General features: G+C 44.0%; 17 protein-coding genes. 3 read left to right on the forward strand and 14 right to left on the reverse strand.

What is annotated here, in order from left to right; all coding sequences use genetic code 11:
• Window positions 1-215: 215 nt before the first annotated feature.
• The 7 genes from WD077_13835 to WD077_13865 form a co-directional block, all read right to left on the reverse strand.
• Complete coding sequence (locus WD077_13835) at window positions 216-770, reverse strand: C40 family peptidase (protein MEX0968312.1); 555 nt, start codon at window positions 768-770, stop codon at window positions 216-218.
• A 135-nt stretch (window positions 771-905) separates the two neighbouring features.
• Entirely contained in the window at window positions 906-1,226 is a 321-nt protein-coding gene (locus tag WD077_13840) for a hypothetical protein (GenBank protein ID MEX0968313.1), read from the reverse strand.
• Between the two features lie 160 nt (window positions 1,227-1,386).
• Window positions 1,387-2,847 carry an N-acetylmuramidase domain-containing protein gene (locus WD077_13845; protein MEX0968314.1) on the reverse strand — a complete coding sequence of 487 codons (1,461 nt, stop codon included), beginning with the start codon at window positions 2,845-2,847 and terminating at the stop codon, window positions 1,387-1,389.
• A gap of 33 nt (window positions 2,848-2,880) precedes the next feature.
• Entirely contained in the window at window positions 2,881-3,369 is a 489-nt protein-coding gene (locus tag WD077_13850; protein MEX0968315.1) for a hypothetical protein, read from the reverse strand.
• Between the two features lie 44 nt (window positions 3,370-3,413).
• Entirely contained in the window at window positions 3,414-3,878 is a 465-nt protein-coding gene (locus WD077_13855) for a hypothetical protein (protein ID MEX0968316.1), read from the reverse strand.
• Between the two features lie 128 nt (window positions 3,879-4,006).
• Window positions 4,007-4,600, reverse strand: coding sequence for a DnaJ domain-containing protein (locus tag WD077_13860; protein ID MEX0968317.1), 594 nt, complete (start codon window positions 4,598-4,600; stop codon window positions 4,007-4,009).
• Window positions 4,597-5,130 (reverse strand): hypothetical protein, encoded by a 534-nt coding sequence (locus WD077_13865; GenBank protein MEX0968318.1) that lies wholly within the window; start codon window positions 5,128-5,130, stop codon window positions 4,597-4,599. The genes WD077_13860 and WD077_13865 overlap by 4 nt, the downstream gene beginning before the upstream one ends.
• A 116-nt stretch (window positions 5,131-5,246) precedes the next feature.
• On the opposite strand from WD077_13865, the gene WD077_13870 reads away from it, so the two are divergent.
• Window positions 5,247-6,515, forward strand: a complete 1,269-nt coding sequence (locus WD077_13870; GenBank protein MEX0968319.1) for a hemolysin family protein — start codon at window positions 5,247-5,249, stop codon at window positions 6,513-6,515.
• A 34-nt stretch (window positions 6,516-6,549) separates the two neighbouring features.
• Here the strand turns inward: WD077_13870 and WD077_13875 are convergent, their stop codons facing one another.
• Both WD077_13875 and WD077_13880 read right to left on the reverse strand, forming a co-directional pair.
• Window positions 6,550-10,758 (reverse strand): PAS domain S-box protein, encoded by a 4,209-nt coding sequence (locus WD077_13875; protein ID MEX0968320.1) that lies wholly within the window; start codon window positions 10,756-10,758, stop codon window positions 6,550-6,552.
• A 180-nt stretch (window positions 10,759-10,938) separates the two neighbouring features.
• A complete protein-coding gene (locus tag WD077_13880) occupies window positions 10,939-12,372 on the reverse strand; it encodes a glycosyltransferase family 39 protein (GenBank protein ID MEX0968321.1) in 1,434 nt (477 codons plus the stop codon).
• A 346-nt stretch (window positions 12,373-12,718) separates the two neighbouring features.
• Between WD077_13880 and WD077_13885 the strand changes: the two genes are divergently transcribed.
• Window positions 12,719-14,131, forward strand: coding sequence for a T9SS type A sorting domain-containing protein (locus tag WD077_13885; GenBank protein ID MEX0968322.1), 1,413 nt, complete (start codon window positions 12,719-12,721; stop codon window positions 14,129-14,131).
• Between the two features lie 308 nt (window positions 14,132-14,439).
• On the opposite strand, the gene WD077_13890 is transcribed toward WD077_13885, so the two are convergent.
• Entirely contained in the window at window positions 14,440-15,606 is a 1,167-nt protein-coding gene (locus WD077_13890; GenBank protein MEX0968323.1) for a T9SS type A sorting domain-containing protein, read from the reverse strand.
• Window positions 15,607-15,899: 293 nt separating this feature from the next.
• Between WD077_13890 and WD077_13895 the strand changes: the two genes are divergently transcribed.
• On the forward strand, window positions 15,900-16,643 hold the full coding sequence (locus tag WD077_13895) for a DUF2279 domain-containing protein (protein ID MEX0968324.1): 744 nt from the start codon (window positions 15,900-15,902) through the stop codon (window positions 16,641-16,643).
• A 230-nt stretch (window positions 16,644-16,873) separates the two neighbouring features.
• Here WD077_13895 and WD077_13900 read toward each other — a convergent pair whose 3' ends face one another.
• From WD077_13900 to WD077_13915, 4 genes are all read right to left on the reverse strand, one after another.
• Window positions 16,874-17,527, reverse strand: a complete 654-nt coding sequence (locus WD077_13900; GenBank protein ID MEX0968325.1) for a hypothetical protein — start codon at window positions 17,525-17,527, stop codon at window positions 16,874-16,876.
• A 187-nt stretch (window positions 17,528-17,714) separates the two neighbouring features.
• On the reverse strand, window positions 17,715-20,558 hold the full coding sequence (locus WD077_13905) for an insulinase family protein (GenBank protein MEX0968326.1): 2,844 nt from the start codon (window positions 20,556-20,558) through the stop codon (window positions 17,715-17,717).
• A gap of 190 nt (window positions 20,559-20,748) precedes the next feature.
• The gene (locus WD077_13910; protein MEX0968327.1) at window positions 20,749-21,732 is read right to left on the reverse strand and encodes an NAD(P)-dependent alcohol dehydrogenase; all 984 of its coding nucleotides are present in this window, start codon (window positions 21,730-21,732) and stop codon (window positions 20,749-20,751) included.
• 79 nt (window positions 21,733-21,811) lie between these two features.
• Window positions 21,812-22,381 carry a Crp/Fnr family transcriptional regulator gene (locus WD077_13915; GenBank protein MEX0968328.1) on the reverse strand — a complete coding sequence of 190 codons (570 nt, stop codon included), beginning with the start codon at window positions 22,379-22,381 and terminating at the stop codon, window positions 21,812-21,814.
• Between the last annotated feature and the right edge of the window lie 15 nt (window positions 22,382-22,396).

Consider the following 22,396-nt stretch of genomic DNA (forward strand, 5'->3'; position numbering starts at 1 on the left):
CTCCGAACAAGAGGTAAGGGTAGTAATGCTTTGGGGTTTGAATCGGTTTATTCTCAGGAGTTATATTTTATAAATCACTGAAGTAGTGTGGGATATACTATTTGATCTTGTAAAATGGTGGAGCAATTTTCCGGTAAAGGATGGTCGCAGTTCAGCAAATTATCTGAAAACGCAGGTTACGGAACTACCCGACATTTTTCTGAAAATCGTGGATATTATTCAATCACCCGTCTCACTTCAAGAAACCGATCCTTGTAACCGGTTCCTTCAACTTCGCTGATTTTTACGCCACTTTCTTTTTGGGAGGAAGAAGCATGGATGAATGTGAGTTGAGTATCTGTGCGGCTGACAACGATCCCGACATGACCTGGCTGCCGGACCTGGGCATTTGTACCGGTGAAAATAATAAGATCACCTTTCCGGGCTTCGCTGTATGGAACGGGGACCCCTGCACCGGCCTGATACTTTGAACTGCGGGGAATAGTGATGTCAAATTCATTATATATAAAATGTGTAAAACCAGAGCAATCAAATCCTTTACGGTTGCTGCTTCCATAAAGATAGCCGGTTCCTAAAAATGTTTCAGCATACGCAATGATGCTGTCAGCGCGAGTGAAGGGATCAGGTTTGCTATGCTGGTCCAGCATCATGGCCGAGCTCTCCTGAAAAAGACCTGGATGCTGCGATTGATTATCTGACTCTGTACACAGCCACAGATACAAGAGCATAGATCCGGTCATGAGTCCCAGTATGGTGAAATTCGTTCTCATCTGCCTTCTTTATTCAAATTCTGCGCCTCGCAAGGGTTGGGGCTCTGAATCAGAAAGATAGATGATTACAAACAGGGCTTCGGGAAAATACATCAGGAAAAACGGGGAAAGTGCTAGGGCGGGAATTTTCGGAGTTCACTTTCCCAATCTTATTATTCTCAGGGCTTGCTGACTAACCAAAACAAAAACAATAGTTCCGATAATCAGGTCAGGCTGCCGGTTTCGGTAAAGTCGGTTTTGCCTGCCCGTTCGGTGGATATTCTTTTCCCACCTAATTTCAGCGAAAGGATCGCTTTTTCGATTTCGTCCGGCTGGCTGGTGATAAACCTTGAGCTCGCGCTGCGGTATATTGAATTCCAGATTCTCAATATTTGAAATTTCGCCCAGTTTCAGCCGGAGCAAGTTCTCCTCTGAAGGACAATCCATTTTTGAAACTTCAAATACGGTCTTTTGCATTAACTATATTCTTACGAATCAGAGGCTTTTTACCGGAATTGTGATTGTATGAATAAATTGAATAAACTCATGAAGTAAAAGGTTTTCAGGAGTTTTGGAGTTTTTTATCACAGACGATATGATCTTTTTTTGTCCTTTTTTCAACTATAAGGATTTTCAACTATACAATTTTTTCTTCCGCTTGCGAATGCTTTGCATAAGCGGCTGCCAGTTTAGTATCATATTTATTGACAGCATATCCTTTTCCATTGTATCGCAGGGCAAAATCTGCCCAATTCTTAGCTTTCAGGTATTGCACCAGATTGTTCTTTTCGATAAAGCGGCCAAACCCATCCAGATGCCAGTATTCTGATTCCTGATGTTTGGCCACAAACTCATGGATGGAGTCGTATTGAAGATTTTCCCAATGATAGCCCATAACCTGAAAAAGTCCCCAGGATGCAGACTGAAGGGCGGCTTCCTCGTGTATTTTCTTGGCCTTTTCCAGCCTGCCATGTTCTTTGGTACCAGTGAGATAATGTTGCCGGGTCCAGTTCTGGTAAATTATATCAGGGTTGGCGGCAGCCAGGGGCGCGGGATCTACGCCTGCTTTTTTCAGTTGCTTCCAGAATACGTGGCCCTCGAACAGGATTTTTGGCCTTCCATCCTTCAGAAACCCGCTGCCGCTGCTTTCCACTTCTATTACAGCTTTTACCACGGCCAGTTCAAGCCCGGTACTTTCTGCAAATTTCCTGATGTCATTTTCGTCCAGGTCTTTATCCTTCTCAAGATCTTCCACGTGCGGATAAAATTTCTTGATATTATCATGGATCAATTTTCCGGGCAGCGAAACGGTATGAACAGGCAGCTTTGCCCCGGACGGTGTTGGTGCAGAAGTGGGAGTGGCAGCGGGCGCAGTTGTTTCAGAACTTGGTGGCGTTGAAACAGGCGCGGCTGGTGTATCCATACCGGTTTCACCTTCATCAGGAAATTTTGATAATTCAGTGCTGCTGCCTCCGGATGATTTCTTTGGGGAAGCCTTGGCCAGTTCCACATTCTTTTCATGCCGCTTGGTGCGTTCCTGTTGCAGGATTCCCAGGGCTTTGGTGCCGAAGTAAAATGCCACCACCATCAGAAATGCCTCTTTAAAGAAGTCGAAATAGTCATGAATAATTGAGCCTTCCTCCACGGTAAAAAGGCGCTCGGAGCCGAAAAAGCTGACGAAAAGCGCCAGGCCCCCTATGAGAATTGTCAGGGCCAATGTTCCCCGGACTGTGCCCGGAGGAAGCCCGAAAGTTTCATCGCCATAAGGATTTTCCTTGGGAGCATGAAGCAGGTCATAAACCGCCTCAACATCCTTAGAAGGATCTGCAGAAAACTCCTTTTGCTTCTTCAGGAAATTGCTCCAGAACTCGTCTGACCGTCCAAAATTGAGATTGTAGAAATAAATGGCCCAACCATAATAGGCGAGCAGAATGGCGATCCAGGCGAGTACGATGATCAGTGCAATTTTATGAAAGGGATTAAGTGTGAGGTCACTTGTAAGTTCAGTTCCTTCTTTCACAAAAAAGGCGACATATCCGATGCACGCCAAAAAGATGAGCTCCAGGCCCAATAAAGAGTAATAGATAAGTTTTCTCATGGCAACAGGTATAGGTTGTTTTTGGATTGTTTTTTAAAAAAGAAATATTCCCGCTAGCAGACCGATAACGCTCCCGCCAATACCGCCAATGATCAGTCCTTCAATTTTCTTTTGGCGGGCAGCAGCAATGGCTTCATCGGTGTTTTTAATGCACTGCACAAGGTTCGTATTCAGCTCTGCAGTTAGCGAATCTGTAGTGGCCTTATGATCTTCAAGAGATTGGATGTCCTTCCCCTGTATTATGATGAGGCTGTCTTTTTCTTCGTTCAATTCCTTCAGCAAAGAATTGCTTCTTTGGAGCAGGTTCAATTCGGTTAGCGCCTTTTCCTTTTCAAAAGTCCACCGCTGAAATGTGGGTTTATTCAGTACCACCATCGAATCGCAGGGGGCTGTGTATTGCTGATTTTTTCTCAGGCCCTTTTGAAAAGTATCGCTGGTGCATTCGGTTTGTGCAGAAAGAATTCCGCACGAAATAAAGAAAAGGAACGCTGTGAGAAAATAGCGGAGAATCTGTTGTGTCATGTTGTTTGGGTATTGATTAAAATTACAGAAGCGAATATTAACGGTTAAAGGCCAAAGTCAACATCTTTCCATGCCTGGTCAATGATCTTGTCTTTTTCCCCGGCAGGCAGATTGTCAATGTATTCCTGATAATTCATCCGGCTCACCCGCAGGAGTTCCTCTTCATTCTTTTCATACTTCTCCTGCAATTCATTGATCTTAACATTGAGCCTGGCGATTTCAGCAGCATGTGCCGCCCGCTCCTCCGCCAGCTTTTTATTAGCTGCTTCCATTTCGCGGGTAATGCGGCTGTGGTTTTCCTTTATTTGCTTATTGCTCTCCTCCAGTTCTTTCAGCCGGTCATTTCCGGAAAACATCTCGCCCAGCCTGCGAATGCCGGCATAAATAAACCCGGCAAAACCCACCAGCCATAGCCAGATATTTTTGATCAATTCAGGATTGACGATTAAAATAACAGCGAGGGTAATGAGGAGAATGACGACAATAGAGATGGTGATGGTGCGTCTCATAGGTCTTCCGGGTTGTTGAATTTATTGAAATGAAACTTTTAAATACAGTTTCATTGTGCGAATAAAGATATAGTTTTTTCTAAATGATGAATTTTTTGCCGAAAATAAAAAATAATCTCTGAGGGCACTTAGGTTTGGTCTCTGCGGCCCGCCCAATCGCGCCAAATGTATATGAGCACCCGCAAACTCCGCAAGCCGCTCTGAAGAATTCCAATGCCTAGTGCGCCAAAAAAGTAGCCGCTCACAAGGTGGCCGTTAAATCCGGTAAAAAATAGCAGGTAGCCGCTGAAACCGCACATTCCCAAGCCAATCGTCAGAATGAGCAGCGTTACCAGCAGGCCCATAACCTGTTCCAGATGAAATGAGACCGGGTCTGGCACTTTCTCTTCAAATGTCTGGTATCGCATCCGGCCATATTTGCGTGCATGCTCATACGCACGCTGCTGGGTCTGCTGATAGCGCCTGTAGGTCTGGCTGCTTTCATTCACCGGTTCGCGTGCTTTCCGGTCTAGCAGCATATTATAAACACCGCGTTTGTAAGGGTCTGCCAGGATTTCGTAAGCGGCATATATCTGTCGGAACCGGTTTCCGGCATCGGGCTCCCGACTTACGTCAGGGTGGTAGCGCTTGGCTTTGGTGCGAAAGGCGCTCTTTATTTCAGCCTCAGATGCGTTGCGGCTAATGCCCAGAATGGCGTAGTAATCTGCGACCGTACTGCTCATGGGTCGTTCTTTTTTCTCAGATCAATAAAGCGCTTTCCCTTCAGTACCTTAAAGCCGAAAAGTCCATCTGCCACTTCCAGTTCCACTGCTTCAGCCTCCATCAGCCCTGTCTCCTGCGGATCGTCAAGGTTCAGCACATACCCGAAGTACCGGTAGGCGCCATCTTCCAGCCTCAGATCCTCGAAAGTTGAAAACGCTTTGTGCCGGTCCTTCGTCAACGCGTGGTATTCGCCATGGGGGTTGCCGGCAAGGTGATAATTGAGCAGGAGCATCAGCCCCAGCCCCAAAAGGCCATTTGATACAAGATTGTAAAACAAGAGTTCTGTCAGTTCTTTTCTATGTCTGATCCCGAAGAGAAGTGCATGAATGGCCGTAGCCAGAATCGCGATCAGTAGGAGCAGATGAAACGCTGCATCAATGGTCACGAAAGTTTTCGTCATATAATATATAGAGAGGCCGAAGCCGGCAAACCATCCAATAATGAGATAGTTGACCGGATACCGGTGTTTTTTTGGTAGGTAAGTCCGCATTTGAAGGGGCAAACTACTTGCGAATATTTAAATTATCAAACATGAATGAATGCGAGTGTATATTAAAATTGTTATCGTTGTAATCGGTATTAATTAAATTTGCACCCTACCCGCCTATGGATCCGGCAATCTCAATTGTCCTTATATCACTGCTTTTTTCCGCGTTTTTCTCGGGAGTTGAAATCGCGTACGTTTCCGCGAACAAGCTGAAGGTGGAACTGCAGCTTCAGCATAACCTGCTTTCAGGCCGGTTGCTTTCCTATTTTATGAAGCGGCCTTCTCATTTCCTCACTTCCACGCTGGTCGGGAATAATATTGCACTGGTAGTATACGGTATTTACATGGCCGCGCTGCTGGAAGAGACGATTCTGAATATTCAGCTCCCATTCCTTCATGGACCGGTAACGTTGTTCCTTTTGCAAACAATTGTTTCAACGTTGCTGGTACTTGTGGTTGCCGAATTTTTCCCCAAAGCGCTTTTTCGTATTAATCCCAATAAGGTGCTGAATGTGCTTTACATTCCAATTGCGATGAGCTACGCCATCTTCTGGCCTGTAATGATATTTATTGTCTGGATTTCGAAAGGCTTTATCCGCCTTATACTCCGAACAAAATTAAAGGAGGATAGTCCCGTTTTTTCCCGTCTCGATCTTTTTCATTTTATAAAGGAAAGTTCGTCAGGCGAGGAGGAAGGTGAGCATGAAGTGGACACCCAGATATTTAAGAATGCTCTTGATTTTGCCAATGTGAAGGTGCGCGAGTGCATGGTGCCGCGAACGGATATTGTGGCCATCGAACTGAACGAGGGGATTGTTGTCGCCACGGAACTTTTTAATGAATCCGGGCACTCAAAGATCCTGGTGTACAAAGAGACAATAGATAATATTATCGGCTACATTCATATTGTTGATCTTTTTAAAAAACCGGAAAAGGTGGAATATGTGCTGCTTCCTATCCTTATTGCCACCGAAGCCATGCCCGCCAATGACCTCCTGCCAAAGCTCATTGAAAAGAGACGCAGTATTGCCGTGGTAGTGGATGAGTTTGGCGGCACTTCAGGTATTGTTACCATGGAAGATATTATTGAAGAGATTTTTGGAGAGATTGAGGACGAGCACGATGTGGAGGAACTCACCGAGGAGAAGATCAGCGAATCTGAATATCTCTTTAGTGCGCGCCTCGAAATAGATTATCTTAATGAAAACTATCATCTTCAACTTCCTGAAGGCGACTATGAAACATTGGGAGGCTTTATCCTGCACATTCATAAGAATATCCCTGAAGAAGGAGAGGTGATAGAACTCCCACCTTACGAGTTCACAATTCTGGCTGTGGATGGAGCGCGGATCGAAGAAGTAAGGTTACGTTACCGGGCCGAAGATTAGGCAATTTTTATGATGAAGGCAGGAATCTTTTTTATTATTTAATTTTCGATTCAGAGGTTTTTGGAATCCTTTTCGGAATTGTAAAATAAAATGCGGCTCCTTCTCCTTCTTTTGATTCGAGCCAGATGCGGCCGCCTTCCACCTCTATTATCTTTTTAATAATGGCCAGGCCCAGCCCGGTGCTTTTCTCCTCTGAGTCGGCCTCCAGCGTTTGAAATAATTCAAATATTTTGCGCTGATATTTTTCCGGTATTCCAGGTCCGTTATCCCTGACCATAAAAATATATTCGGTGTCTTTTTCAATAAATTCTATTATTATAGCGCCTTTGGGTTTATCATTAAATTTAATTGCATTGGAGATCAGGTTTTGAAATACCTGGTAAAGTTTTACTGAATCAAAATTAACGGAAGGTAATGTTCCATTATAATGGATCTTAAAATCGGAAGGAACCGCCAGGGTCATTGTTATTTCCTCAATTAAGTTATTAAGATTTACCAGAGTGGGTACATGTTCCTCGCTACGGCCAGCCCGCGAATAGGAGAGGATGCCGTCAATGAGGTTGTACATTCTTTTTACGCGCTGCTGCATCATCTTTAATTGTTCCTGGCCGGCTTCGTCAAGCTTATCTCCGTAGTCTTCTTTCAGCCAGGCAGCAATGGTGCTGATGCCCCGGAGCGGAGCTTTGAGATCGTGGGAGGTAACATACGCAAAGCGATTCAGCTCAGAGTTGGAGCGCTGCAGCGATTTATTGGCTGCGACCAGTTCCCGGGTGCGTTCTTTCACCAGTTTTTGTAACCTGTCGTGCGATTGATTCAGGGCCTCTTCAGCTTCACGCTGCATGGTAATGTCTACGATCGTGCCTAATAGCTTTACCGCAGCCCCCTGATCGTCAAAATAGGCGTGGCCTTTTGCCTTCACCCATCTTACTTCTTTATCATGGATTCCAAGAGTGCGGAATTCCAGGTCTATTTTACCCAGATCTTTTGATTTCATCGCCTTCCTGCCTTCAAGGAAAACCAACTCACGGTCGTCAGGATGCAGTCCTTCCAAGAATAGCTGGTAATCTACTTTAACATCTGGGCGCAACCCAAAGAGCTCCTTGCACCTGTCCGACCAAAATATCTGCCCTGACTTAGGCCGGAATTCCCAGGTTCCCATGTCTGATACCAGTACGGCCAGCTTCAGGTTTTCTTCACTGTCACGGAGCCGCTGCTCAGCGATCTTCCGCTCGTGGATATCAGTGACCGAACCAATGTGCCCTTCATAAGATCCCTCATCGTCAAATTTGGGAAGGGCCGAGGTAATGTGCCACCGGTATTGTCCGTCTCTGTATCGCAGCCTGTATTCTACAGTGAAGGGTATTCGCTCCTTATTGGAACCCAGGAAGATATGCCTTGCCCTTTCTCTATCATCAGGGTGGACCGCATCCAGCCACCCAAATCCTAAACCGGAGAGCACGGTTTGCCCGGTGTATTCATACCAGGGTTTATTGAAAAAACTAATCTTTCCATTGGGCCTAGTAATCCAGGTCATAACCGGAGTATTATCAGTCATGGTTTTATAATACTCTTCACTTTTTCTGAGGGCAACCTCGGCTCTTTTTTGCGCAGAAATATCAGTGATGGAAAGAAGTGCCAGTTTTACTTTTCCCTCTTCATCCAAAATGGGGTTTGCACGCACAAGTACCCAACGGTCAGTTTGTTTTTGTTTATCAAAATAATGAGCAATGGTTTCACAATTCTCTTCGCCCTTCAGTGCCCTTAAAACCACCGATTTTTCCGTAGAAATAGGATTGCCCTGTTCATCTTCCACAATGAAATTTTTAAGGAACTGTGCCTGTACATCGCCTATATTTTTTTGTGCAATTAATTCACTGGCCGTATCATATCCCTGAAAATAAGCGCCTAGCTGATTGCAAAAAACAATACCTCCATCTTTATTAAAAAGGACAATGCCGCTGGGCACATTTTCAAGAGTGATGGTAAGTTGATCCTTAATTTGCTGCAATGCCTGTTCGGCCTGTTTCTGCTCATGGATGTCAGTGCTCGTGCCCAGCCACATTTCGATCTTGCCAGCGCTGCTTTTAATGGGCAAGGCTCTGCTCAGGTGCCAGTGGTACTGCCCGTCATGGCGAATCAGCCGGCATTCCATGAAGTAAGGTTTTCCGGTGTTTAATGAATCTTCCCATTTCGTCATGGTTGGTTTTAAATCGTCAGGATGAAGCATCTGAGAAAAGCTTGTCTCTATGTTCTCCGGATACAATGATTTTCCCAGGTATTCTGACCACTGCCTGTTATGGTAAATGACCTGGCCTTTGGCATCACTCATAAACGCCATTTGGGGCATGGCCTCGATAAAGGTTTTAAATCGCTGTTCGCTTCTGCGCAAGGCTTGCTCAGCTTCCTTCACCGGGCCAATATCAGCCAGAATATTAATAGCCCCGGTTTTTTTCCCTTCAGCATCATAAATAGGTTGTGGATATACCAGCACACTTATTCTTTTTCCACCAGGCTGTTCAATTAATATTTCTTTGCCGCGTTGGATGCTGTCTTCTTTTATCACCAACGCCATCGGGCACTTTTCCAGGGGCAGGGGCTTTCCTTCAGGCGTATAAATTTTCCATGAGCCACACCAAAGGTCTTTTCCCACCTCCGGCTCGCGTCCCCATAATTTTACGGCATCATCATTATACATTTCTATCCGGCCCTCAGCATCGCAAGTATAAAAAGCCACTGGAAGCCCCCGAATGATCTGGCGGAACCGGTTCTCGCTGTTGCGTAGCGCCTGCTCACTTTTAATGCGCTGCGTAATATCACTGAAGAAAATTGCAACTTTCAGGCTTTCCGGCCCGCCCAACTTAAAAGCATGAACATCGAACCAACGGCCTATTGTGTCCGACCGCTCTGTAAAGCGCGAAGACTTTCCTGTTAAAGCGACCTCTCCAAAGCGTTGAAACCAGTGCTGCTCAAGGTCCGGAACCACTTGGCGTACAGCTTTTCCTTCAGCATTTTTCAATCCCGTTTGTTTTTCAAATGCAGGATTATTCTCTAAAAATTTATAATCAATAGGTTCATTTTTATTTTTTAATATTATTTCAATGATTGAAAATCCCTCTTCTATTTTTTCAAACAGGCTGCGGTATTTTTCTTCACTCTCTGCAATTTTATGGCGGGCCAATACCTGCTCTGTCACTTCAACGCCTTGCGCAATAATTCCCGAAAGAGATTCTGCGCGCTTTCGCTCCTGCTCTAATGTGCGAATCTGGTAAAGTGTATTTGAATAATGGGAGGCAATGGTTTCCAGAAAGTTTTGGTAGTCGCTGTCAAGCGCTCTGCGCGGATTAATTCCTGCCACAAAAAATCCGGTCGTTTTATTTAATCCAAAAGGAATGATCAATGCTTCCGTGGAAGGCTCAGACCATGCGCTCTTCACTGTTTGCCCAAACAGCGAGGCGTTGCTTTTAAGTACGGCATTTCCCGTTGCCATGATCTCTGCAAAAGGCCAGGCAGTTTCTTTATTACTGCTTAATTCAATAATATCAGGAGACGGCACCTCCGGGCCGCTGTGGGAAATCAGGATAGATTTAGCATCATTATTTGAATTAAGATAAATCAATGAAAACGGAACATCTTCCACAGCATTTTCCAGTTCCGCCTTTGCCAGTGAAAAAAGCTCACTTACGGAAGTGGCCTGGTTCATTTTATTCGATACTTTCCTGAGGATGTTATTTCTCCTTTCGTTTATGTAGCGGTAGGTAGTTTCGATCACAGAATTAAAAATCCCTTCCACGTTTCCTTTTTCTCCTCGTACGGGCGTAAAGGTGAAATCGAAATAGCATTCTTCCGTGTAGCCGTGGCGCTGCATAGGCAGCAGTTCGTCAATGTTTCGCACGGCTTCTCCGGTCTCGAACACCTTTTGGAATAAGGGATCAATATCTTCCCATATCTCCGGCCAGACCTCAATGGCAGGCTTCCCCAAAGCCTGTGGATGTTTGTTGCCTGGAATAGGGCTCCATGCGTCATTGTAGAGCAGCGTAAGTTCCGGACCCCAATAAATCGCGATCGGGAAGGCAGAACCCAGGCAAATGCTCAGGGCCGAACGAAGACTCTGCGGCCAGTGCTCCACCGGTCCCAGCGGGGTTTTTGACCAATCTTTCGCCCGTATTCGTTCACCAGCTTCGCCACCTCCTGCAAGAATACCCTGTTCTCCGATGTTGCTGGTATCGTTAGATCCTGGTTTCATAAGGCTGCTGTGTCTGAAATGTATATAGCGCCCTGCCGAAAAGCATGGAACCCTGATGGTGATCATCCGTGCTTTTCCTTTCAAAGGATCGGGCGATTGGTCTTTTCAAAATATAATCACTGAAAAAGGTTCAAAATTATGGCGGGCAGTACATTTTTAAATAGCGCAGGCCGAGATTTTTTATCTCTGCGTACCAGACCTGAATGGTCTAATGGTATCAGTAGAAAAACCTGTTTCGTATACCCTATAATTTTCGTTTTCAAAAACCACCGGTTTATCCATAACTGTTTGAAAACCATGCTTGTTAATGAATATGAACTTACACCCATTTTGTGTAATATTGTTAATATATGCGGTATCCGTTAACTGGTTGTCGGAGCAATTCCAGCCTTTTCTGTGCGAAAGATACAATTGTTGCGCGTTTCCGTTTCCATTGATCACGATCAGGTCATGCCGGGCTGATACGCTATCCGCGATGGATTCCAGTTCCATTTTATATTTTTCCGAGCCTTTAATGAAGAAATCATGCTGCTGATTAATGACGCTTTCTGTAATGCCTAGCACAATCGCGAGTGCAAACAACCCCTTTTTAGGAATAAACGAAATGGCATACCCGGCAACCAAAGCCATGACCGGTACAAAAGGAATGATGTAATAATTGTGATGGTAAAAGTAAAAACCCGATTTAAAAATATAAATTAAGAAAACAATAAAAACTGAAGCAAAAACCCACAAGAGATTATAGTTTCTTTTGTAAATTATAAGAATTAACCCGGCAACGAAATAAAAGAAAATCAGATAACTGTGGAAGGAGTTAAAGTAGAAATTCTCCAGCGTTTTATCCAGATTGGAAATAACTTCCGTAAACCCCACTGCAATTGGCTTTCCCACGTTATACCAGTTACCAAATTCCTCCGACAAATGGGGATTCCAGACGAAATACCAGAGGTAGGCCAGCAGGAGTGGAATGCCCGTAGCCGAGGCCAAGTAAACTTTCTCTCTCAACTTTGCCGATGAATTCAGCGCAATAAGAAATATAACAATAAAATATATTCCAGCCGGGATTTTGGTTAATACGGCAAGCGAAGTAAACAGCACATACAAAATCAAACTAAGCGCTCCCGGCTTTAATAAATAATTGCTGCCATAATATATTCCTATAAACATGAGGGAAATGCAAAACGTATCCGGCATCATTTTCCTTGAAAAGGCGAACCAAATGGAACCGGCAAGGAAGATTACAGAAGCCAGCGCAATCCTGTGATTAAAATAGCGCATGAGGATTTTTCCGAAAAACAACAAACCGATGGATGATACCAACAAGTTGAGCAGCCTGCCATACCAATGGGTGTAGCCAAAGACTTTGGCAACCATGAAGTAGACGTAATTCATTGCAGGAAATTCCATCCCGATTATTCCCGACTTTCCGTTGGTCTCATCCACCCGTGGATAAAGGATATTTGGGTCAACTTCGAGGTAGTTTCGCGCCACCATCAAACCTGTTACCTGCCGCCAATTGTGTCCCGTTTCCAGTGGCGGATTGGTAAGTCCCACCAACCTGATAAGAAAGAATATCAGGATCCAGAATTCAATTCTGTTTATAGCCGTTTTCATTTTATATAGCCCGTATCAGGATCAACTGAATTCCTGAATTTGGCGAATGTACAAATAATCCTTGTGTGGTTTATTTTTGTCAGTTGGAAATAAGCGAAGTTCATCTGTTGTGTATGTTTCGAAATTGTTTGTTAGCGCACGTTTAGCGACAGCGTAATGCGAGCTACTAGGGCACCCTCAATTGCGAAGCGCGTGTTCTTCGTTTACCTCGAAACGGATACGCCTACATCATCAAATTTTTCTAGCTGCGACAAATCCACGCAATACCTTCGAAAATATGCCGTTAAAAGATGGGATATTCCTGTAAGGGAGTATTTTAACGATCCATTTTTAAAAACAAGAACTCATGAAAAAGCTACTCTCCACCGGTATTTTAATTATGTTCATTGCTTCCGCTTTTGCACAGCACAACTGCCAAATTGTACACGAATGGGGAACTTTTACCACCCTAAGCACCAGTGAAGGAGACTTGCTTTCCGGACTGCATTGGGAGGAGGAAGAATTGCCCTCTTTCGTTTATCACCATGTATATGATTCGTTTGCTCCACCCAGCGCCTATTATTCAAAGGGTTTTCAATTTACCACTCGCATCTGGAATGTGACAGTAAAAATGGAGACACCGGTGCTCTATTTTTATTCTGAAGCGGCCGCGCCCCAGCCTGTTAATGTCAGGGTGGATTTCCCCCGTGGGTCAATCAGCGAATGGTTTCCGCAGCGTTCAAAGGGCGAATTCAAGCATTATCAGAAGACTATTGATTTTGCAGATGATTTTAAGGGGTGGATAGAATGGGATGCATTGGTATTGCCTCCGAATACGGAGGAAACCATGACTTATGGAGATGCGTACGAAAAGCCAATTTGGGATGCTCCGCGGGCAACAAAGGCTAACTTGGTGAAAGGACCTGACGGCAACGTTGAGAAGTATCTATTTTATCGTGGAATCGGCAATTTTGAGATTCCTGTAAAACTGGAATTTAATATTGAAGGAAATCTGGTAATCACAAATGAGGGCACGGAGGTCATTCCTTACCTGCTGGTTTATGAAAAGAAGAATAATGAAAGTCGAGTTTACTGGACCGGAAAATTAGATGGAAAGAAATACCACGTGGTTTATTACGATGAAATACATTCCTCGCCATACAACGTTCAGAATGAGATGACGGCTTTTCATGCAGCACTGGTTAAAGCTGGCCTTTATGCTGATGAGGCAGCGGCAATGCTGGACACCTGGCAGAGCAGTTATTTTGAGAAGGATGGACTGAAAGTGTTTTGGATTTTGCCGGATGAATTGACGAATCAGTTATTGCCGATTCAAATTACCCCGCAGCCATGCGAATTAGAGCGGGTGTTGGTAGGACGCAGTGAAATATTAACTCCTGCCTTTGAGGAAAAAATTAAGTCAGGCAATTATCCAGGGCCTTCAGACCGCTTTTATTCTGCCTATTGGCAGCGAGCTAATCAATTGAGTGAGAATCCTGACCAACAATGGAGCACCACCCTTGAAAACATGTACGAGAACCTAAGCCTTTTCCCCAATCCCACCACGCATGAAATTACAGCAACCGTAAACATACCTCCTGGTTCCATTGAAATTAACATTCGGAATCTGCTGGGACAACAGGTGGCCACGCACTTTTTTGAATCCGAGAAATCCAATTTCTCCACAACCTTCAGCCTTGCCGGTCTTAGCAACGGCATCTACATGGTGGAGGTCCGCGCAGGAGAAAAGATATGGCAAAGAAAGGTGGTGAAGCAATAGCGGCTGAGGTTTGCCGATATTGATTGTCAGTTTGCCTTTAGAATGATTTCATTAATAAAATACATAATATTAGGATTTATCCTTTGCCTTTCGAAATGATTGACCCTTATTGGTGTGCGCGTTTGGCGATAATGTAACGCGTGCTCCACGCTCTACTTTTTATTGAACCTTGAGTAATTTCCTCACGAAGTGCATGTTTTAAGGGAAATATTACTATCATTTATTCATGATCCAATAATACAAAATAATTAAAAAAGCCCTGCAACATCTGTCGCAAGGGCTTTTTTAATTATTCAAACCAAAATAAGTTAGTCCAGGACTACTTTGCCCGCTGCTACGACCATTCCGTTTTCATTTACTACATTAATAAAATAGAGGCCGGATTGCAGATTGTTGCCTCTGGCAATGTCCACTTGCATTTCGCCTGCCGGGCCTGCTGTTCTTTTATTCTTTACCAACTGTCCTTTGCTGTTGTACATGGTGATATTCCAATCGGAACCATTGTTTTTATGGAAGCCTAGTACAAAGTTTTCGCGAGCGGGGTTAGGAAATAGTGAAATGGGCTGTATCCCTGTTCCGTTTTTTTTTGATATCCCAGCGGCAAAACCTGTTTTCTGATAATTGGCATTTGTAGAAGCCTGCCATTCATCATCCATAAAAACTTCGGCCACCGCACCATCATGGCTTGTGCTGTAGAAGTAATAGGCCCTGACATAATGCGTGTCTGCCTGAGCTACGCCAAACATGTCCAGCATCATCTGTGGTGCGGGCGCACCTCCAAAATAAAAGCTGTCAATACGCATCCGTTGTGATTTGACCATGAGCACGTCAATTTCGGCAGAGCCGGTCGGGGTAGGAATTTTTATGGCTCCCCAACCCACTACACTATCTGTCGCCTCTATATGCTGAACTTCTACACCGGGGGCATGATCAATTCCCATAGCAGGTATGGTTAGTACAAAGTCTGTTTCGTATTTGAAATTTGATTTCCATGTATCATCATGAGTAGCGGGAAACTTTAAGCGGTAAACCGGTTCCTGAAAAACGGAATAGGAACCGGGAAACGCCAGTGTATCATCCGTACTTCCGGTTATTGGCTCAAGATTGAGCTTATTTGGCAACACATAGCTCCCGGTTTCAAAAAACCCATCGCTGCCAATGCCTTGGTAGTATTGGGCAAAAGCAGGAATTCCACCGATTAGTGCGAAGCTCAACTCGTAGCGTGAGGCCGTGGTAAACATTGGATCTGTAGCGGGAATGAACTGCACGGTATCCGTATCAGAAGGTACCCAGCTAAGGAAATTCCAAACCTTGTCAGCGCCTGGTTCAATTGGTTGCACACAGGCCGGATCCACCCATATCTGAACTTCAAGATGCGTGGCCGAATGGGTATAGTTATTTTCGTCCAAAATAATTTGGGCACCTGCGCCTGTAGCTACCATTAAAGCAACAATGAAGGTAGATAGGATTTTCATAAGTTTATTTTTTTTGCGAACATACGAAATAGATTGATGCCCCTGAAAAATGAATCATGGTAAGCAGTTTTTTATAAATTAAAACATACCGGATACCGTCTGTTCCCTGTCGTGTGGGCCAATTCGTTTTTGTCTGTTAGATTTGTTTCATGAAATTTCTGTTTTTTCTGCTTTTCTTATTTCCCTGCCTTACGTTGTCAGCTCAGTAGGATTCTCTGGTAAAAGGCCGGTTCATTGCGATCATTGCCGGTGAAACTGCCTTTTATATAGCCGGTAGTGCTTATCTTCAATTTATCTGGTATAAGGATCATAAGGCGGTTCCTTTTCATTTCTATAATGATAACCAGGCCTGGCTGCAAATGGATAAATATGGCCATGCCTATGTCGCATATTATGAAAGCAGCATCGGGTACAATTCTTTGCGCTGGGCAGGTTTGGATAAGAAGAAAGCCCTGATCTGGGGTGGAAGCCTGGGCTTGTTGCTTCAAACGCCTGTAGAGATCTTTGATGGGCTATATGAAGGTTATGGCTTCTCTTGGGGAGATATGGCGGCCAATGCCGCGGGAGCAGGCCTTTTTGTGGGGCAGGAACTCCTATGGGATGAGCAGCGAATGAGGCTTAAATTTTCTTTTCAGCGCTCTGATTATGCCGACCACCGTTCAGGCATCCTGGGCGAAAATGGCCTGCAAAGCCTGTTTCTCGACTACAACGGCCCAACTTATTGGCTATCGGCAAATCTTGCATCGCTGACCGCAACAGATCGCATTCCGGGCTGGTTTAACATGGCTTTAGGATATAGCGCCAATGGTATGCTGGGCGATTATACAAACCCGGAGTTTTATCGTGGCAATCGCTTGCCGGAATTTCAGCGACACAGGCAATGGCTGCTTTCGCCTGATGTTGATCTATCGAAAATTAAAACGAACAGAGTAGCAATTAAAGCTGCGCTGAAAGTGCTGAACATTATAAAAATCCCTGCACCCGCCCTGGAAATGAATTCTAATGATGGTCTGAAATTCCACTGGTTTTATTTTTAAATTAGTAAAATTCAGATAGTACCACGACTAATAGAGCGGTTATAAGCCACGGCAGCTACACCCCCTTCGACCCCCTTTCCTTAATGGGGGATTATCGTTTCGTTGGCAACAGCCTCTTTTTCTTAAACCTGTTAATCCTCAATTTCCTTCATTAAATAAAAAAAAACTAAAATTTAGATAAACAATTAATCAAAATCAGGTAAAAAATGCCCCGACTTATTTTCCCTGTTTTATTGTTTTTCAATTTTTTTCTCTTCCTCTTTTAATCTCACGGCCTCTTCCATTTCCTCTTTGAGCTTTGCATCAAGCTTGGATATTTCCTTTTCATTTTCACTAATTTCCTGCTTGTTCTTGTCTATTTCCTTTTTCAATTCATTGTTCTCTTTTACGAGGCTTTCACGCTCTTTCTCATGTTTCCGGATGCTTTTGGTTACGTTCTCAAATTTTGAGCGCACGGCTCCTCCGGCTGTTTGCTTCACAAATTGATCTATCAGGTTTTGGACGGCCTTGTATTTCTCCGGGTGGGTGCCGGAAGAAAGCAAGGCACCTCCCAGATCTACGGTCACATTCATAAAGGTTCCGGTTTCGTTTTCTATTTCAGAAAAAACGGTATAAATATCCAGGGTGCCATCTTGTACGGCAGGGATAACGGCATTGTCAGCATACACTTCGCTCCCCACCGTATAGGTTTTTGCATCATATTTTTCTACAAAATCCTCCCAATTGTCTATTACTGTTTTTCGCTCCACGTTCGGCACTTTGACGGCAATTCTATCAGGCGTTCCTGGCGTCATAGTGTTCAGGGCTTCTTTCATGGCTGCTTTGTCAGACGCACATCCTGCGAAAAGCAAAACAAAAGCAAAGTATATTATTCCATTTTTCATAACTCCTGTATTTTTTAATTTAAAATACAATGAAACCGGACAATGGTTTGGAACAAACTGTAAAAATATTCAATTCCTGAAAATAGTAGCCGACACAAACTGCGGGAAAAGTGCAAGCACCAAAAAGCCGGGAAGCAACTCACGTCACTCGCTCCCCGGCTTTTAAAATTTGAAATGAAAAGAGTGGCTATGGTTTGCTGGCAGCAGGCGTTGTGGTTTCAGGAAACAAAACAATGCGCGCATAATTTTTCATGTCGAGATATTCATGGGCTGCCTTCTTTATGTCCTTAGCTGCAAGGTTATCCACGGCATTTTTATCGCTCAGCAATTCTCCCGGATCTTCCTGATGGTAGTAAGCCGATCTTAGTTTATTGAGCCAAAAACGGTTTTCTTTCAGGTTCGTTTCCAGTTCCCGCTTTTCCTTCTCTTTCACCTTATTAATATCCTTTTCTTCGATCTCGCCTTTTTTCAGCTTGTCTATTTCGCGAAGAGCCAGAGCGATCAGTGAATCGGCTTTTTGTGGATCGCAGGTAAAGCTTATGGATACGCGATAATCCTGGTTAGGATATTTGTTCTTTCTGTTGCTGACGCGTACGCCATACACGCCTCCCTCATCTTCACGCAGCTTTTCACGCAGCTTTATGCTCATCACTTCAGTGAGCCATTCCAGGCGCTTGTTGTTCATCTTTTCATAATCGTGATCTCCTGTAAAGTTCAGGCTTACCATGCTTTTGGGGTCCTGCCCTTTCTTCAATATCTTGTCTACTTTGCCCTCCGGGTAGCGGATTCCGATATCCTTGAAATTTTCCTTTGCAGGCCCGCCTGGCAACGAACCAATGTAGCTCTGCAACAGCGGTTTTATTTCTTCTTTATCAAAATTTCCTACAAGAAAAAAAGTAAAATCACCGGCATTGGCAAATCGCTCCTGATAAATCGAATAAGCTTTATCAAAATCTACTTTTTTGAATTCCTCTTCAGAAAGCAGGAACTTGCTGCGCATGTGGTTTCTGCTCATGATCTGCTCTACTTCATTAAGGAAAAAATATTGTGGATTGGATCCTAAATTTTGATATAAGGCTTGTTGCCTTTGCACGTATGAGTTGAATGATTCATCATCTCTTCTGGGCGCGGTGAAGTAAAGGTTTACGAGCTGTAGCATTATTTCCAGATCCTCAGCCGAAGCGGAACCGGAAAAACCTTCGGAAAGTGCGCGGACATAAGGATTTACGCCTGCTACTTTGCCCGCCAGTATTTTGCTGATGTCAGTTCCTGAAAAATCTTTCAGGCCGCTTTCACCGATGAGTCCACTTGAGAAATCAGCGGAATAATAATCCTCGTCTCCATAGAGCGAAGTTCCGCCCAGGCTGTAGGCTGTAAACAGAATTTCATCATTCTTAAAATCAGTAGGTTTCAGCACCACGCGCGCTCCGTTTTCCAGTACGAGTTCCGTAACACCGAGGTCATCATAAGTCTTTACTGAGGTAATCTCACCGGGCGCTGGCCTTTCATCCATTAGGGTTGCAGCAGTAAGTTCATCTTCATAAGGAAGAATTTCTGTTTCTTCTATTTCTCTGAATTTTTGAATAAATGCATCCTCAGATGGTATTTCCAATCCTTCTTTTTCCGGTGCGGTTACGATGATCACTACATTTTCATCATTTATCCATTTATCCGCAATCCTGTTTACATCTTCCAGCTTAATTCCCGGCAACATGGCTCCGGTGGTTTCAAATTCATATTCGATGCCCGGTGCAGGATCGTTGTCCAGGAAATTGGAGACATATCCCCAGATCAGGGAGCGCGATGGCTGCTTATCTCTTTCGGCAAAACTTTTCTCCTTATTTCTGAGCAGTTCTTTTTTCGCCCTTTCCAGCTCACTTTCGGTAAATCCGTGGCGCTGAATTCTTTCAGTTTCGGTGAGCAGCGTCTCCAATCCGCGCATAATGCCATCTTCCTTCACATATCCCATTGAAGTATAGGCATCCTTAGTCCGGGTAAGGCTGCTGAAGCCGGAATAATAAAAAACAAAAGGAGGATCACTTTTAGAATTAAGCTCCTCCAGTCTGGCGTTCAGCATCTGATTATACAGATCCTGCATGATCGTTTTCCTGTAGTCATCTGCAGTGGTGTATTCCTGCTTGTCGTTTTTATAATTTACACTGATGGTGGTGAAAGTAGCTTCAGGATCAGTGGCCACTTTCGCCAAAACCTCTTTATGGTCGGGTACCTCATAAAATTCGCGGACCACCGGCTTGGGCGAAGCTGGTAATGTAGAAAAGCGGGTTTTGATCTTTTGCTCCATTTCCTTCGCATCAAAATCACCCACCGCAATAATGGCCATTAATTCCGGCCGGTACCAGTCCGTGTAAAACTGCTTAAGCGTTTCATGGTCAAAATTTTCCAGCACTTCCTTTTTTCCGATCGGCAGCCGTTCTGCATAGCGCGAATCTTTGAACAATACCGGGAAATATTCATAGCTCATGCGGGTTTCAGCGCCTAGCCTCTGCCGCCACTCTTCTATCACCACGCCACGTTCCTTCTCTATTTCTTCGCCATCAAAGCTTACTCCGCCAGCCCAATCCTGCAAAACGAGCAGCGCCTTATCCAGCACTTCCTGCGAATCAGTAGGAACCTGGAGCATGTACACGGTTTCATCAAAACTGGTGTAGGCATTCAGGTGCGGACCAAATTTTACTCCGGCCAGTTCCAAGTAATCAATAAGGTCATTTTTTGCAAAATTCTCGGTGCCGTTAAAGGCCATGTGCTCTACGAAATGCGCGAGCCCTTGTTGCTTGTCAGTTTCGGCCAGCGAACCAATATTCACGGCCAGCCTTAGCTCTGCACGATCTTCCGGCTTCTGGTTTTCACGAATGTAATAAGTCATTCCGTTTGCAAGTTTTCCACGGATCACTTTAGGATCCAGCGGAATTTCCCTTGTTGACTCCGGCTGTGCCTTTTGCTCAAATGGCAAGGCAACAAACAGCAGTGCCAGCATCAAAATGAAGCAAATACTTCCTGGTAAATTTTTCATAGGTGTTGGATTATTGATTGATGTTAAAAATCGCCATTCACCGCTCTACAGGTGAAATTTCATGCGTAATTGATTCCAAAGTTACAGATTACTTTTCCACATTCACAGAAATTTGCCTGCTCTTATGGCTTTCCTGTGCGGGGCGTTGTGCTGTTGTGGTTGCGCCATAACCCGATGTTGTGCCTCTCTATCAATGCAGAACTGAAACCACCACGTTTCCAACTTTATGGCCGGCTTCAACATATTTATGCGCTTTTCCAATTTCTTCCAACTGGAAGGTCTGATCCACTACTGGCTTGAAGTGCCCTTCTTCCACAATCTCTTTTAAAAAGCTTAGATCCTCCTGCTTCCAATATATATTTGAAGCCGCTACAATCACTTTTTTTCTATTAAATAACGAACTGTAAATAGCAGCAAGAATATGCGAAATGCCAAATTCGGTTAACAGATATTTTCCTTTTGGTGTAAGCAACTTCATGCAGCTCTTCATTGATGTTTTACCAATGGTATCAAAAATAATATCAAACCTTTCATTACTTTCGATAAAATCTTCCTTGGTATAATCGATAACATGATCTGCTCCGATTGATTTTACGATCTCAATATTTTTAGTACTGCAAACTCCAATAACAGTTGCTCCAAAATACTTCGCTAACTGAACGGCAGCCGTGCCTACAGAGCCTGATGCTCCATATATCAATACGCGGTCGCCTTTTTTTATTCTGCCTTTTTTCTTTAAATAAACCAACGCAGAAAGTGGTCCGTTGACGATGGTTGCTGATTCTTCAAATGATAAATTTTCTGGTTTGAAATATAGCATTCCATTCTCAGGCAGGCATTTGTATTCTGCATAAGCGCCAAAGCTGAGACCGGTATAGCCAAATACCTGGTCGCCTGGTTTGTACATTTTGACTTTGTTCCCAGCGGTTTCCACCGTTCCGGAAAATTCCATTCCGAGTACCGGAATTTTGGGTTTTCTAAAACCAAACATTAAACCTACCGGCAGTTTTAATAAAGGAGGATGATTAAAACTTCTCATTTTGGGATCTTCTGCGGTAACTGAGGTAGCATGGATTTTCACGAGCACCTCATTACTTTTCGGAACCGGTTTTTCAATTTCTGCTAATTGCAATACATCAGGATTTCCGAACCTCTTGAATACAACTGCTCTCATCAGAACCATTATTTTTAATTCAGCACAATATTAGGCCCTGTATCAAGGCGGGAATTTGACATAAGTCAAATAATACATTTTACGAAGCCCTTGACCTGATTCTGGAGAGAGTCTCTAACGATACATTCAGATAGGACGCAACGATGGTTACCGGCAGGAACTGAACAACCTGTGGTTCTTTTTCAACCAGTTGCAAATATCGCTGTGAAGCATCCAGGGTTTGAAAGTCTCTGAGCCTTTGCTCAAACCAAACCGCGTAGTATTCAATAAACATTTTGTCCAGCATCATTACCTCAGGATATTTACTTTTAACTTTATAAAAACGTCTGTAATCAATAACGGTTACTTCCAGTTCGGTCAAAGCCTCAATATAAACATCCCCCGGTTTCTGCATTATGTAGCTGTCCAGCGATACGGCCACATCATCATGAAAATATATTTCGGTTGTAATTTCTTTGTCCTTGTAATTATAAAATTTCCTGGCTATGCCCTTTTTAATAAGCAAGTGTGCGGTGCTGATTTTTCCCGGCCTCAGCAGGTATGCGCCTTTTGCGTATTTTTTATCGGCAAAGACTTCTTCTAATTCCGCAAGAATATCAGGATCTAATTGATTGGATAAATCCTTAATTCTTTTTATGTATGGGTTCATTTTAAATTTATAAAA

It is taken from the genome of Bacteroidia bacterium (assembly GCA_040880525.1).
In the GTDB taxonomy this organism is placed as follows: domain Bacteria; phylum Bacteroidota; class Bacteroidia; order CAILMK01; family JBBDIG01; genus JBBDIG01.

Bases quoted from the DNA above. Each gene is read 5' to 3' on its own strand.
- WD077_13835 (MEX0968312.1), bottom strand. From the start codon at position 770: ATGAGAACGAATTTCACCATACTGGGACTCATGACCGGATCTATGCTC.
- WD077_13840 (MEX0968313.1), bottom strand. From the start codon at position 1,226: ATGCAAAAGACCGTATTTGAAGTTTCAAAAATGGATTGTCCTTCAGAG.
- WD077_13845 (MEX0968314.1), bottom strand. From the start codon at position 2,847: ATGAGAAAACTTATCTATTACTCTTTATTGGGCCTGGAGCTCATCTTT.
- WD077_13850 (MEX0968315.1), bottom strand. From the start codon at position 3,369: ATGACACAACAGATTCTCCGCTATTTTCTCACAGCGTTCCTTTTCTTT.
- WD077_13855 (MEX0968316.1), bottom strand. From the start codon at position 3,878: ATGAGACGCACCATCACCATCTCTATTGTCGTCATTCTCCTCATTACC.
- WD077_13860 (MEX0968317.1), bottom strand. From the start codon at position 4,600: ATGAGCAGTACGGTCGCAGATTACTACGCCATTCTGGGCATTAGCCGC.
- WD077_13865 (MEX0968318.1), bottom strand. From the start codon at position 5,130: ATGCGGACTTACCTACCAAAAAAACACCGGTATCCGGTCAACTATCTC.
- WD077_13870 (MEX0968319.1), top strand. From the start codon at position 5,247: ATGGATCCGGCAATCTCAATTGTCCTTATATCACTGCTTTTTTCCGCG.
- WD077_13875 (MEX0968320.1), bottom strand. From the start codon at position 10,758: ATGAAACCAGGATCTAACGATACCAGCAACATCGGAGAACAGGGTATT.
- WD077_13880 (MEX0968321.1), bottom strand. From the start codon at position 12,372: ATGAAAACGGCTATAAACAGAATTGAATTCTGGATCCTGATATTCTTT.
- WD077_13885 (MEX0968322.1), top strand. From the start codon at position 12,719: ATGAAAAAGCTACTCTCCACCGGTATTTTAATTATGTTCATTGCTTCC.
- WD077_13890 (MEX0968323.1), bottom strand. From the start codon at position 15,606: ATGAAAATCCTATCTACCTTCATTGTTGCTTTAATGGTAGCTACAGGC.
- WD077_13900 (MEX0968325.1), bottom strand. From the start codon at position 17,527: ATGAAAAATGGAATAATATACTTTGCTTTTGTTTTGCTTTTCGCAGGA.
- WD077_13905 (MEX0968326.1), bottom strand. From the start codon at position 20,558: ATGAAAAATTTACCAGGAAGTATTTGCTTCATTTTGATGCTGGCACTG.
- WD077_13910 (MEX0968327.1), bottom strand. From the start codon at position 21,732: ATGAGAGCAGTTGTATTCAAGAGGTTCGGAAATCCTGATGTATTGCAA.
- WD077_13915 (MEX0968328.1), bottom strand. From the start codon at position 22,381: ATGAACCCATACATAAAAAGAATTAAGGATTTATCCAATCAATTAGAT.